Here is a 13,634-nt window from a genome sequence, read left to right as displayed (position 1 = left end):
AAGCGTGATGCCGGGCGCGACGGGCTGTCGCGCCGAGGCCAGAACCGCATTTGTCTCAGAGCGGGCTGCTGAACGCCGCGCGCTCGTGGGTCTCGCGATCGAAGCCGAAGGTCGCGAGGCTCGCATCGTCGAGCGAGAGCTGGTACCCGTTCACATAGCGCGGCATGGAGCGCTCGCGAACGTGGTTCATCCGAGCGACGGCGCGCCGGACGACGCCGTGGCCACGGCTTCCCGCCGCTGCAACGCCGATTTCGCCATATGCTCGAGCCATCATTTCGAATTCCTTTTGCCGGAGCGCTGTCGCCCTCCCCTTCCGAGAACCAACATAGCCTCTCCAATCGCTTACCAGCACCGCCTCAAATGGAATGACTGGCATGCGGTTTTTGCATCGCACAAGATACGGCCACATTCATGCCGCGTTGCAAACAAGGATGTTGACGCGATTGCCGCTGGAGAGGCGTGCCGATAGGTTTCGTTAAGATTCGCGACCGAAAGACCAGCTCATGTTCCAGAACTTCGACGCCCCGGCCCGCTCCCAGCCGATCGGCGGACGCCTCGTATCGCTGCGTGCAGAGCTTGGGAAACACGGCCTTTCCGGCTTTCTCGTCCCGCATTCCGATGAATATCAAGGCGAATACACGCCGGCCTCGGCCGAGCGGCTTGCCTGGCTCACGGGCTTCACCGGCTCGGCCGGCATGGCGATCGTGCTGGCCGGCGAGGCGGCTATCTTTGTCGATGGTCGCTATACGCTCCAAGTGCGCGAGCAGATCGAAATCGCGGATTTCACGCCGGAACACCTGATCGAAACGCCGCCCCATGCCTGGATTCGTCCCCGCCTGAAGCAGGGCGACCGCATCGGCTATGATCCGAGGCTGCTGACGCTTGCCGAGCTCCGCCGTTTCGAGCATGCCGCCGCAGGCACGGGCGCGGGACTGGTCCCCGTCGACGAAAACCCGATCGACCGGATCTGGGCCGACCGCCCTGCCCCGCCGGTCGGCGCCGTTTCACTACAGGGCGACGATCTGGCGGGCGAAAGCGCCCGCGCCAAGATCGAGCGATTGCAGGCTGTCCTCGCCGAAAAGGGCGCCGACGCGGCCGTAATCGCGCAGTCGGATTCGATCGCCTGGACCTTCAACATCCGCGGCACCGACGTGCCGCACAATCCGGTCGCCCTCTCCTACGCCATTCTCTCCCGTGACGGCCCGCCGACGCTCTATATTGACAGCCGCAAGCTCTCCAACGCCGTGCGCGACGCGCTCGCCGATCTCGCCGACATCCGCGAGGAAACTGCTATCCTGGGCGATCTGGAGCGGCTCGGCGGCTCCGGTGCCCGCGTGCTCGCCGATCCGAACACGACCCCGGCAGCGTTGCTGCGCGCGCTCATCGCCGCCGAAGGCACGCTGATCGAAGGCAGCGATCCGGTGACGCTGCCAAAGGCGCGCAAGAACGCTATCGAACTCGATGGCAGCCGCCGGGCCCATCATCGCGACGGCGTCGCGATGACCCGCTTTCTCGCCTGGCTCGACGAAGAAGCGCCGACGGGTGAACTCGACGAGATCGCCGCCGCGCGCCGGCTGGAAGCCTTCCGTGCCGAGATCGGCGAAGAGGACGGCATGCCGCTCGCCGACATCTCGTTCGATACCATCTCCGGCGCCGGTTCGGACGGCGCCATTGTTCACTACCGCGTCAACGAGGCGACCAATCGCAAGATCGAGCCGGGCTCGCTCTATCTCGTCGATTCCGGCGCGCAGTTCCGCGACGGCACAACCGATATCACCCGCACCATCGCTATCGGCGAGCCGACCGCCGAGATGCGCCAGCGCTTCACGCTGGTGCTGAAAGGCCATATCGCGCTGGCCACCGCGCGCTTTCCCGCCGGCACCAACGGCGCGCAGCTCGATACGCTGGCGCGGATCGCGCTTTGGCAGAAGGGTCTCGACTACGACCATGGCACGGGCCATGGCGTCGGCGCTTTCCTTTCCGTCCATGAGGGGCCGGCCCGGATCTCCAAGACGGGCACCTTCGCGCTGGAGCCGGGCATGATCCTTTCCAACGAGCCAGGCTATTACAAGACCGGCGCCTATGGCATCCGCATCGAGAACCTGATCCTCGTCCATCCGCCGGAGCCGATCGAGGGCGGCGAGCGGCCGATGCTCGGGTTCGAGACGCTGACGCTTGCTCCCATCGACCGCAAGCTGGTCGAGCCCGCGCTGTTGAACGCGGCCGAAATCGCGTGGCTCGACGCCTATCATGCGCGCGTGCGGGAGGCTCTGGCGCCCCGGCTGACCGGGCGGGCGCTCCAGTTTTTGCTCGCCTCGACGCAATCCGTCGTTGCATGAGGGCGACTGCCGTTCCATCACGCTTGGAGAAATGTAGAAATATTCCGTGATGGAACGGAGCTTATCCGACTCCGTTTCCTGTCTGAGCAATCGCTCGATAGTGACGACAAAACACGGAGTTACGACCATGAAGAAGATACTCGCGGCCACTGCGTTGGCCGGCTTCCTCGCGGCCGGTCCCGCGTTCGCCCAGGATGCGACCACCCCGGCACCCGCGCCGGCTGCAACCACCGATATGAGCGCCACCACAGCGATGACAGAGCGCTTCATCACCCTTCAGGCGCCGGACGACTGGTTGGCTGCCAGGTTGATCGGTTCGACCGTCTACAGCCCCGCCGATGACAATCTCGGCGACATCAACGACCTCGTCGTCGCCAGCAATGGCACGGTGAAGGCAGTTGTGATCGGCGTCGGCGGCTTCCTCGGCATCGGCGAGAAGAACGTCGCGATCAACCCGACGGCGCTGGAACGGGTCGCCGACGGCAACACGGTCAAGTACCGCCTCGCGACGACCAAGGAAGAGCTGACCGCGGCACCGGAATTCAAGCCGCTCGACGCGGCCGACGTCTCGACGACCGGCTCGACGACACCGGCACCGATGGACCCGGCGCCGACCCCGGCAACCCCGGCGCAGTAAATCCAGGTCACCATCCCGAAGGAGAGCCCCGCCCTGGCGGGGCTCTTTTCGTGACGGGCGGACATTGCCCAGCGTGGCGGGCGGCTATGGGCCTGCCTCGGCGAGCATCGCCAGCCATTCATCTTCCGTCAGGACACGAACGCCGAGCTTGGTCGCCTCGTCCAGCTTCGAACCGGCGCCCGGCCCGGCCACGACCAGATCCGTCTTTTTCGATACCGAGCCGGAAACCTTGGCGCCGAGCCGTTCGGCCGTCGCCTTGGCCTCATTGCGCGTCATCTTCTCCAGATTGCCGGTGAAGACCATGATCTTGCCGGCGAACGTGCCGCCGGTCGCAGCCGGGGCGACATCCGTGACGGTGATCTGCTCGAGCAGTCCGGAAACGACGGCCTCATTATGAGGCTCGGCGAAGAATTCGACGATCGAGGTGGCTGCAACCTCGCCGACATCGCCCAATGCGGCGAGATCGCGGAAGGCCTCGCCTGGCTGGCCCGCCGCCGCTTCGGATGCCGCGCGCATCACTGCGACCGCATCGCCAAAATGGGCGATGAGATTGTCGCGCGCCGGTTTGTTGAGCCGGGCACGGGTGAGCGCGGCCTCGGCATCGAGCGGCGACGGCTCCCCTTCGGGCAGTTCGACAGCCACCTGGATGAGCCTGTCCCGCGTCAGCCCGCCAACGCGCGGGATTTCGGTCAGCCGCTGCCATGCATCGCTGGGCAACCCGGCTATGGCATTGGCCACGGCCTCGCGGAAGGCTCCGATACCGACAAAGCGCTTGGCGAGCGCCTTTGCCGTCGATTCGCCGACATTGCGGATGCCGAGGGCGTAGAGGAAGCGGTCGAGGGCAACGGCGCGCCGCTCGTCGATCGCGACGAAGAGCTTCTCGAGGCCATCGAAGGAGCGCTTCTCGGTGATCTTGCTCGCCTTGGCGTCGGCGCCCTTCTGCTGGCGCCGTTCCTCCGACTGGCGGGCGCGATATTCGGCAAGCGCCGCCTGCGCCGCGTCGCGCCTCTCGTGCAGATGAAAGATGTCGACCGGGTTCTTCAACAGCCCGGCTTCGAAGAACAGCTGAACATTCTCGTCGCCCAGCCCCTCAATGTCGAAGGCGAGGCGCGAGACGAAATGCCGGATGCGCTCCACCGCCTGCGCCGGGCAGATCAGCCCGCCGGTACAGCGGCGAACGGCTCCCCCCTCCTCGCGCACCGCATGGCTCCCGCAGGCCGGGCAGCGGGTCGGGAACGCATAGGGAACCGCGCTCGCCGGGCGCTTGGCGAGATCAACCGATACGACCTGCGGAATGACGTCGCCAGCGCGCTGGATGATCACGGTATCGCCGACACGGATGTCGACGCCGTCACGGATCGGCAGCCCGTCGGCGCCAATGCCCTTGATGTAGTCCTCATTGTGCAGCGTCGCGTTGGATACGACAACGCCGCCGACCGTGACGGGCGTCAGCCGGGCGACCGGCGTCAGCGCGCCTGTACGGCCGACCTGGATATCGATGCCTTCCAGCACCGTGAAGGCCTGCTCAGCCGGGAATTTATGCGCGATCGCCCAGCGCGGCGAGCGCGAGACGAAGCCGAGGCGCCGCTGCAGTTCCAGATCGTTGACCTTGTAGACGACGCCGTCAATGTCATAGCCAAGCCCGGCGCGATCCTCTTCGAGGGCGTGATAGAAGGCGAGCGCGTCCTCGGCCCCGGCGCAGATTACCATGCGCGGATTGGTCGGCAGGCCCCAGGCTGCGAAGGCTTCGACCATGCCCATCTGCGTCTCCGCCGGCATGTCGCTCGTCTCGCCCCAGGCATAGGCAAAAAAGCGCAGCGGGCGCGAGGCAGTAATCTTCGAGTCGAGTTGGCGCAGCGAGCCGGCGGCGGCATTGCGCGGATTGGCGAAGACCTTGCCGCCCTCCTCCAGCATGCGCTCGTTCATCGCCTGGAAATCGGAATGCGCCATGTAGCATTCGCCCCGGATCTCGACGATCTCCGGCACGCCGGCCGGCAGTTCATTCGGAATGTCAGCGATCGTCCTCGCGTTGGCGGTTACATTCTCGCCCTCATAGCCATCGCCACGAGTAGCCGCGACGACAAGCTTACCGCCCTCATAGCGCAGCGACAGCGACAGGCCGTCGATCTTCGGCTCAGCGGTGAATGGCAAGGACCGTTCGGCGTCAAAGCCCAGGAAGCGGCGGGCACGCTCGATGAAATCGGTGACGTCCTTGTCGGCAAAGGCATTGTCGAGCGAGAGCATCGGGACGACGTGCTGAACCTTGGCGAATTTCGCCGCCGGTGCCGCGCCGACCGAAGTGCTGACAGCGGATTTCAACGCCGGGAAGCGCGCTTCGATCGCATTGAGTCGACGGCGGAGCGCGTCATAGGCAGCGTCCGAGATCGTCGGCGCATCTTCCTGATGATAGCGGATATCGGCGTCGGCGATCTGCGCCGAAAGCGCGGCATGCTCGGCAGCGGCCTCCGCTTCGCTCAAGGCGGCGACGTCTGGATCCATAGGCGTATCCGGCAGCATGGCGATAGCTCCTCTGTCGAAAAGCTATGCCGTGCCACCGGGCGCCTCGCAAGAGCCGGTGGAATTGTGCGGGGGATCCCCGGCTCGTGCAGAGTTCAGGTACGTTCCGATGCGATGGTGAACCGCATCAGGCATTGGCTGCGATTCTCCTCGGAGAGCCGGCGCCAGGCATCCTCCGCGGCGCGGCGTTCACCGAAGGGTCCGAGCACGCGCTGCGTGCCCTCGATCAGCCGGTCGAACGTCATCGAGGCATATTCGCCGCCGACGATCCAGAAACGGGACGTGTTCATTTCAAAGCCTCCTCTCATTCGGCTGCGGTCAGGAACTGCTCGGCCTCGGTCGACTCGGCCATGGCCGTCGTCGAGGAGAGGCCGCCGGTGATCGCCAGTGACACCTGGTCGAAATAGCCAGTGCCGACTTCGCGCTGATGTCGCGTCGCGGTGTAGCCGGTCGCCTCGGCGGCGAATTCGGCTTGCTGCAGCTCGCTATAGGCGCCCATGCCGCGGTCGCGATAGCCGCTCGCGAGCTCGAACATGGAGTGGTTGAGCGCATGGAAGCCCGCCAGCGTCACGAACTGGAATTTGTAGCCCATGGCGCCCAGCTCGCGCTGGAACGTCTCGATCGTCGCCGGATCCAGCTTCGCCCGCCAGTTGAACGAGGGCGAGCAATTATAGGCGAGCAGCTTGCCCGGATATTTCGCATGGATCGCCTCGGCGAAGGCGCGCGCATCGCCGAGATCGGGATGCGACGTCTCCCACCACAGCAGATCGGCGTGCGGCGCGAAGGCGAGCCCGCGCGCGATGCAGTGATCGAGCCCGGTTCCCTCCTTCAGGCGGAAGAAGCCCTCCGCCGTCCGCTCACCGGGCACGATGAAGGGCCGGTCGCGCTCGTCGATATCCGAGGTGATCAGCCGCGCCGATTCGGCGTCCGTGCGGGCGACGACCAGCGTCGAAACCCCCATGACATCGGCCGCGAGCCGGGCGGCGACGAGGTTGCGCTCATGCGCCGCCGTCGGGATCAGCACCTTGCCGCCGAGATGGCCGCACTTCTTCTCCGAGGCGAGTTGGTCCTCGAAATGAACCGCCGCCGCGCCAGCCTCGATATAGGCCTTCATAATTTCGAAGGCGTTGAGCGGCCCGCCAAAGCCGGCCTCGGCATCGGCGACGATCGGCGCGAACCAGTCACGCGAGACCTTGCCCTCGGCCTGTTCGATCTGGTCGGCGCGCTGCAGCGTCCTGTTGATGCGCCGGCAGAGTTCCGGACCGGCATTGGCCGGATAGAGGCTCTGGTCCGGATACATCGCGCCAGCCGTATTGGCGTCGGCCGCGACCTGCCAGCCCGAGAGATAGATCGCCTGCAGGCCGGCGCGGACCATCTGCATGGCCTGGTTGCCCGTGACGGCGCCTAGCGCATGGACGTAGGGCGTCTCGTGCAGCTGCCGCCACAGGCGATCGGCGCCGCGCTCGGCCAGCGTGTGGGCGACCACGACGGAACCCCGCAGCTTCGCCACATCGGCGGCGGCATAGGGGCGGCGGATGCCGTCGAAGCGGCCAGGCGCCTGGTTGGGGACGAGTTCTGCGAAATTCCGTGACATGGGTCCTCTCCGTGTCAACGTTTGACATTGCCTCGCAATGCCTCTGTAATGCCGTTGACAGGATCAATTAGCCGAATAGACGACGCTGAAACAATGAGTTTCTCGGCAATTCGGGATGCGATGTCAGGCTGTGACCGTCAGACCAGTTGAATTGTAAAATCATGACAAACGACATCGAGAAGAAGCTGTTCATAGGCCCGAAGCTACGGCGGCTCCGTCGCGATCTTGGCCTTAACCAGACCAAGATGGCCGAGGACCTCGGCATCTCGCCGAGCTACGTCAATCTGATGGAACGCAACCAGCGCCCCGTCTCGGCGCAGATCCTCATCCGCCTCGCCGATGTCTACGACCTCGACGTCAAGATGCTGGCCACCGGCGAGGACGACCGCAGCCTGGCCGAGGTCAGCGAGTTGATGCGCGATCCGATCTTCCAGGATCTCGCCGTGCCAGCGCAGGAAATGCGCGACCTCGTCGAGACCTGTCCTTCCCTGGCGCTAGCCATGCAGCGGCTCTACCAGGCCTATCAGCAGACGCAGCGCGGCCCGGAGGACGGCATCGTGGCCGTGCCGGCCTTCGAACCGGTGGAAGCGGTCCGAAGCGCCATCGAGACGGCCCGCAACTATTTCCCCGAACTCGACGAGGCCGCCGAGACGCTCGCCGCCGAATTGGGCGAGCCCGGCGCCGACCTCTTCGCCGCCCTTGCCGCCCGCCTCCAGGCGCGGCATGGCGTGCGCGTCCGCGTGGTTCCGTCCGAAGTGATGACCGGGGCGCTACGCCGCTTCGACCGCCACCGCCGCCATCTGCTGCTTTCCGAAATGCTGGGAGCCTCGGGCCGCACCTTCGGCGCGGCGTTCCAACTCGCCACGTTGGAACAGGCGGCGGCGCTGGACGCGGCCGTGGAGGCAAGCGCGCTTATCGACCCGACCGCGCGGCGCATGTTCCGCGTCTTCCTCGCGAATTATTTCGCCGGGGCCGTGCTGATGCCCTATGGCCGTTTCTTCGCGGCGGCCGAATCGTCGCGCTACGACATCGCCATGCTCGGGCGCCGATTTGGCGCCAGCTTCGAACAGGTCTGCCACCGGCTGACGACGCTGCAACGGCCGAGCGCCAAGGGCGTGCCCTTCTTCATGATCCGGGTCGACGACGCCGGCAATGTCTCGAAGCGCCACGCTTCCGGACGCTTCCATCTCTCGCGCTATGGCGGCACCTGTCCGCTCTGGAATCTGCACGAGACGTTCCGCACGCCGAGCACGATCCTGACGCAGCAACTGGAAATGCCGGATGGGAGCCGCTTCTTTTCGGTCGCCTCGGCGGTTGCCGGCACGCCGCAACCCCTGCCGAGGAGGGAGGCGCGCTTCGCCATAGGACTCGTTTGCGAGATGAAATATGCCGCGCGCCTTGCCTATGCGGACGGTCACGCCGACGAGCCGATTCCAATCGGGACGAACTGCCGGCTCTGCGAGCGCACCGATTGCGTGCAGCGGGCAGAGCCTCCGGCGGCGCGGCCGATCCTTATCGACGAATGGATCCGCGGCAATGTCCCGTTCCGTTTCGACCCCAGGCGCCGGCGCGAGGCCGAGGCCTGAATTCCGCTACTTGACGGGCAGCGGGTCGGGATTGTGCGGGCGGAAAAGACGCCCCTTCTCGGTCCAGAGCACAAGGGCGAATGCCAATAGTCCCATGACGAGGAAGCCGATCGACAAGGGCAATACCGTACCGTTGAAGCTCTGGCTGATCACCATGCCGATCAGGGAACCGCCGAGCGTCGTATAAGCGCCGATGACGGACGAGGCCGTGCCGGCGACGTCACCGAGCGGTTCCATCGCCATCGTGTTGAAATTCGGCATCGCAAGGCTGAACAGGAACTGGCAGCCAGCCAATCCAAGGATGAAGAGGAACAGCGGCGGCTTGCCGTCATAGACAACAGCCATCGCCACCAGCGCGAACGCAAAGACGAGATAGCCGCAGACACCGGCATGCGACAGACGCCGCATGCCCAGCCGGCGGACAAGCTTAGAATTCATATAGGCGGCCACGCCCATCACGGCCGCGATCGATCCGAAGACGGCCGGAAAGAGCAGCCCGAGACCATAGACATCCGTCTCGAAGATCTGCTGCGAGGAGGCGATATATCCCATGAGCGCGCCATACATGAGCGCCATGGCGGTGGCATAGCCGAACGTTGCCCTGAGCGTGACACAGCGCATAGCGCCAGCGCCAATGCGCTTCAAAGAAAATGGCATGCGATATTCGGGATGCAGCGTCTCCGGCATGCGGCGGCCGAACCAGATGGCGAGCGCCAGCGCCATGACGAGCATCGAGACGAAGATGACATGCCAGCTTCCGAACAGCAGGAAGAAGCTGCCGATCGAGGGAGCGAACACCGGCACGATCAGGAAGATCATCATGACGATCGACATGACCCGCGCCATCTCACGGCCATGGAAGCGGTCTCGCACGATGGCAACGGAAAGGATGCGCGTCGCCGCCGCTCCCATCCCCTGGATAGCCCGGGCGAACAGCAGGACCTCGAAGGTGGGCGCGAACAGCGCGATGAAACTGCCGATGGCGAAGATGACCAGCCCGATCATCAGCGTCGGGCGCCGGCCGATGACGTCCGAAATCGGCCCGTAGAACAGCTGCATCACACCGAAGCCGACCATGTAGACCGTCAGAATGAGCTGCACCTCATTCACGGACGAGAGGCCATAGTCGGCAGCGATCGGGTCGAAGGCCGGCAGCAGATTGTCGATCGACATCGAGCCGAGCGCCATCATGAAGGCGATCATCAGCACAAATTCGAAGAAGGACGGCGACGGGGCTTCGCGCTCGGTGGAGCCCGCGGTGAGGATGGACATCAACGCTCTCAATTTTCTCACGAATGGCAGAATGGCCCTTCGTCCTGGACCGACCGGGCGCAACGGCGCCGCCTCCCACGGTACCAAGTCCTTCCTACGCCGAAAAACCGGACGGTTCCGTGACGGCTATCACAACGAGGAAGAAAGCGATGTCAATCAGACCAGTTGATATTACACGGCCGCCTTATGATCAACCGACGTTATCTTTGGCGACGTATATTTCGTGATGAATCATGAAATCCTCGAGATCCGCCGCGCCGTCACGCTTTGGTCGCGGGCCTGAGCCAGGACTGTCCCAGATGGAGATAAGGACGCGACAATGGGACGGTTCGAAACGACGGCGGAGACCTACGCGCTTTATCGCGAACCCTATCCGCCGAACTTCTTTGTCGCGGTGGCCAGACAACTGGGCTTCCAGGGCTCCGAGGCGCTCATCGACCTCGGTACGGGACCGGGAATGCTCGCCCTGGGCTTCCGGCCTTTTGTCGCCTCGATCCTCGGCGTCGATCCGGAACCGGCCATGCTGGCGGCCGCGCGCGAGGCCGCGACGGCTGCGCATGTGGAATTTCCACTGTTCGCCGGCCGGACGGAAGACCTTCCGGCAGATATCGGTCGCTTCGATCTCGTGACCATCGGACGCGCGCTGCACTGGATGGACAAGGCCACGAGCCTGCCCGTCCTCGACCGACTGCTGCTCCCCGACGGCGCGATCCTGGTCTGCGGCTGCTCGCCGGCGAAGGATGGCAGCAATCCCTGGCTCGATATCCTCGAAAGGATCGTCCATTCCTGGGCAGCCGAGGGCGCGACAAACTGGAACCGTATCTATGGAAACTGGTTCGTCGGATCGTCGTTTCTGCCGGCGGGTGAAATCGAGACGACATTCACGCAGCCGATCACACCACAAGCCCTGTGCGAGCGAGCGCTCACGCGCTCCACGACGTCGCCCGCTATCCTCGGCAGCCGTATCGACGCGTGCCGCGCCGAGCTTCTCACAGCACTCGTGCCCTTCTTTCCCGAAGGCAGTCGCCAGGAGACTCTGAAGGTCCGCGCTGAGATTCTGCGGCGAGGGTAGCTTCGGGCAGCCTATGCGCCGCCGATCAGCCGCGCAGCAGCCGCGCGCGCTTCTTCGGTGACGACGCTACCGGCGAGCATGCGCGCGACCTCCTCCTGCCGGGCCGAGCCGCCGAGCACGCTGACGCCGGTTGCGACCCGCTCCTCGCCGGGCAGGCTCGACTTGGCGATCAGGAAATGATGGCCGGCACGGGCGGCGACCTGCGGGGCATGCGTCACCGACAGGACCTGTACGCGCTCGGCGAGGCGGGCGAGCCGCTTGCCGATCGCCTCAGCGACGGCGCCGCCGACGCCCGTGTCGATCTCGTCGAAGACGAGCGTGGGCGCCGAACCGCGATCGGCCAGCGCCACCTTGATCGCGAGGAGGAAACGCGAGAGCTCGCCGCCGGAAGCGACCTTCATCAATGGGCCCGGCCGCGTGCCCGGATTGGTGCGCACGACGAAGGAGACGGCGTCGATCCCGCTTTCCAATCGCTCCTCCGGATCGCTCTCGACCAGGACGATGAAGGCGGCACGCTCAAGCTTCAGGGCTGGCAGTTCCTCGGCGACGCGGGCTTCCAGTTCCTCGGCGGCATGTCGGCGGCGAGCGGACAGCGCGGCCGCGACGGCGTCGAAGGCGCGCCTTGCGGCTTCGGCCGCGCTTTCGAGGGCCGCGAGCCGTTCCTCGCCGGATTCAAGCGCTGCGAGATCGGCCTCCATCTTCTCGCGCAGCGCGGCGAGGTTCTCGACCGGAACATCGAACTTCCGGCCTGCGCCGCGTAGTGCGAAAAGCCGTTCCTCGGTACGCTCCAACTCCTTGGGATCGAAGGCGCTTTCGCGCAGGCTCCTCTCCAGCAGCGTTTCGGCTTCCTCCAGCCCGTCCAGCGCGCGGTCGATCGCCTCCACCACGCCGTCGAGCAGCCCGCCGGCCTGGTCGCGCTTGCGCTCCAGCCGGCGCGCCAGCGAGGCGAGCGACGGCACCGGCGACGTGGATCCGGCGATCGTCTCATGCGCATCGGAGAGATCGCCGGCAATCTTCTCGACCTGCATCAGATGATGCCGCCGCTCCGCCAGCTCGGTCTCTTCCCCGGTCTGGGGCGACAGTCGCGACAATTCCTCGACCGAGGCGCGCAGATAGTCACCCTCGGTTCGCGCCGATGCGATCCGCCGCCGAAGCTTTGCGACCTCGCTCTCCGCGGCACGCCAGGCAGCATGGGCAGCGGCAACCGCGGTTGTCTCGACGTCGAGACGGCCGAACGCATCGAGCAGGCGCCGGTGCACGGTGGGATCGATCAGGGCTCGGTCATCATGCTGGCCGTGGATCTCGACCAGCGTGGCGCCGATGTCGCGCAGCAGCGCCACGCCGACAGGCTGATCGTTGACGAAGGCACGCGTCCGTCCGTCGCCTGTCTGAACGCGGCGCAGGATCAGTTCGTTGTCGCTATCGATGGAATTCGCTTCGAGAATGCCGCGCACGACATGATCGGCGGCGACATCAAAGACCGCCGTCACCTGGCCCTGGCTGGCGCCATGACGAACCAGCGACCCGTCCCCTCGCCCGCCCAGCGCCAGCGAAAGCGCATCGAGCAGGATCGACTTGCCCGCTCCAGTCTCACCGGTGAGCGCCGTCATCCCGCCGGAGAACTCGATCTCCAGCCGGTCGATGAGGACGATATCGCGTATGGAAAGCGCGGCGAGCATCGCGCTCCGATCCGTCAGCCGGTAACGAAGCTGAACGCCTTGCTGATCCAGGAGCTCTTGTTCTCCTGCGGCTCGAGGCCACCGGACTGGAGCAGCTTGTAGGCGTCCTTGTACCACTGCGAATCCGGGAAATTATGCCCGAGCACAGCGGCGGCGGTCTGCGCTTCCTGCGTGATGCCCATCGCGTAATAGGCGGTGGTCAACCGATAGAGCGCTTCCTCGACCTGGCGCGTATTGGCATATTCCTGGACCACGACCTTGAAGCGATTGATCGCCGCCGGATATTCCTTGCGCTCGAGATAATAGCGCCCGATCTGCATTTCCTTGCCGGCGAGCTGGTCGCGGGCGACGAGGATCGCCTTCTGCGCGTCGTCGACATATTCGGAATTCGGATAGCGATCGATCACCTGCTGCATCGCGTCGAGCGCGCGCTGGGTCGATTCCTGGTCGCGCGTCACGTCCGGGATCTGCTTGAAGTAGGCCTGCCCGATCATGTACTGCGCATAGCCGGCGTCCGGGCTGGAGGGGTAGAGCGACAAATAACGTTTCGCCGACTCGACGCTGTCGTCATAGCGGCCGAGACGGTAATTCGTGAACGCGCTCATGATGAGCGCCTTGCGCGCCCATTCCGTATAGGGATGCTGCTTGTCGACCTCGTCGAAGCGGGTGACGGCCTGCCTCATCTTGCCCTCCTCCATCAGGAAGAGCGCCTGATTATAGAGCTCGCCGGCCGGAACATCCGGCTCGTCGGCGACCTCTTTTTTCCCAAACAGGCTGCAGCCGGCCAGCGCAATGAACGACGCGATCATTGCCGCACGAAGCGCGACCGAACCTGCCCGCCCGAGGGAAGTGCGCTTCGCGGACAGGAGGACACGGGCATCAATCATCAGCAGCTTCGAGCCAGCAGAGCCGGCCTCGCCTCTCTCGACGGGTCAAAG

11 protein-coding genes are annotated in these 13,634 nt (G+C 65.2%); 4 read left to right on the top strand and 7 right to left on the bottom strand.

All coding sequences use genetic code 11. The features are described from left to right. Window positions 1-55: 55 nt before the first annotated feature. A complete protein-coding gene (locus tag OSH05_RS20720; RefSeq protein WP_207778704.1) occupies window positions 56-274 on the bottom strand; it encodes a hypothetical protein in 219 nt (72 codons plus the stop codon). Window positions 275-503: 229 nt separating this feature from the next. Between OSH05_RS20720 and OSH05_RS20715 the strand changes: the two genes are divergently transcribed. After that, a complete protein-coding gene (locus tag OSH05_RS20715; RefSeq protein ID WP_104217774.1) occupies window positions 504-2,339 on the top strand; it encodes an aminopeptidase P family protein in 1,836 nt (611 codons plus the stop codon). Window positions 2,340-2,466: 127 nt separating this feature from the next. Next, a complete protein-coding gene (locus OSH05_RS20710; RefSeq protein WP_104217775.1) occupies window positions 2,467-2,976 on the top strand; it encodes a PRC-barrel domain-containing protein in 510 nt (169 codons plus the stop codon). 84 nt (window positions 2,977-3,060) lie between these two features. On the opposite strand, the gene ligA is transcribed toward OSH05_RS20710, so the two are convergent. The 3 genes from ligA to aceA all read right to left on the bottom strand — a co-directional run bounded on the left by ligA (window position 3,061) and on the right by aceA (window position 7,087). After that, entirely contained in the window at window positions 3,061-5,499 is a 2,439-nt protein-coding gene (gene ligA / locus OSH05_RS20705; protein WP_407660450.1) for an NAD-dependent DNA ligase LigA, read from the bottom strand. Between the two features lie 89 nt (window positions 5,500-5,588). After that, a complete protein-coding gene (locus tag OSH05_RS20700; protein ID WP_104217776.1) occupies window positions 5,589-5,783 on the bottom strand; it encodes a DUF4170 domain-containing protein in 195 nt (64 codons plus the stop codon). Window positions 5,784-5,797: 14 nt separating this feature from the next. Next, window positions 5,798-7,087 (bottom strand): isocitrate lyase, encoded by a 1,290-nt coding sequence (aceA, locus tag OSH05_RS20695; RefSeq protein WP_104217777.1) that lies wholly within the window; start codon window positions 7,085-7,087, stop codon window positions 5,798-5,800. Between the two features lie 161 nt (window positions 7,088-7,248). Here aceA and OSH05_RS20690 point away from each other — a divergent pair, with 161 nt between their 5' ends. Continuing rightward, on the top strand, window positions 7,249-8,673 hold the full coding sequence (locus OSH05_RS20690; protein WP_104217778.1) for a helix-turn-helix domain-containing protein: 1,425 nt from the start codon (window positions 7,249-7,251) through the stop codon (window positions 8,671-8,673). A 6-nt stretch (window positions 8,674-8,679) separates the two neighbouring features. Here the strand turns inward: OSH05_RS20690 and OSH05_RS20685 are convergent, their stop codons facing one another. Continuing rightward, on the bottom strand, window positions 8,680-9,945 hold the full coding sequence (locus OSH05_RS20685) for a multidrug effflux MFS transporter (protein WP_104217779.1): 1,266 nt from the start codon (window positions 9,943-9,945) through the stop codon (window positions 8,680-8,682). A gap of 319 nt (window positions 9,946-10,264) precedes the next feature. Here OSH05_RS20685 and OSH05_RS20680 point away from each other — a divergent pair, with 319 nt between their 5' ends. Further along, window positions 10,265-11,017: a class I SAM-dependent methyltransferase gene (locus tag OSH05_RS20680; protein ID WP_104217780.1), complete on the top strand. Its 753-nt coding sequence runs from the start codon at window positions 10,265-10,267 to the stop codon at window positions 11,015-11,017. Between the two features lie 11 nt (window positions 11,018-11,028). Here OSH05_RS20680 and recN read toward each other — a convergent pair whose 3' ends face one another. Both recN and OSH05_RS20670 read right to left on the bottom strand, forming a co-directional pair. Next, window positions 11,029-12,696 carry a DNA repair protein RecN gene (recN, locus tag OSH05_RS20675; RefSeq protein WP_104217781.1) on the bottom strand — a complete coding sequence of 556 codons (1,668 nt, stop codon included), beginning with the start codon at window positions 12,694-12,696 and terminating at the stop codon, window positions 11,029-11,031. A 14-nt stretch (window positions 12,697-12,710) separates the two neighbouring features. After that, window positions 12,711-13,583, bottom strand: coding sequence for an outer membrane protein assembly factor BamD (locus OSH05_RS20670; protein ID WP_104217782.1), 873 nt, complete (start codon window positions 13,581-13,583; stop codon window positions 12,711-12,713). Window positions 13,584-13,634: the final 51 nt, after the last annotated feature.

Source organism: Kaistia algarum (genome assembly GCF_026343945.1).
Lineage (GTDB): Bacteria > Pseudomonadota > Alphaproteobacteria > Rhizobiales > Kaistiaceae > Kaistia > Kaistia algarum.
Note: the sequence above shows the minus strand (reverse complement) of the source record. Positions and strands in the feature narration are given on the sequence as shown.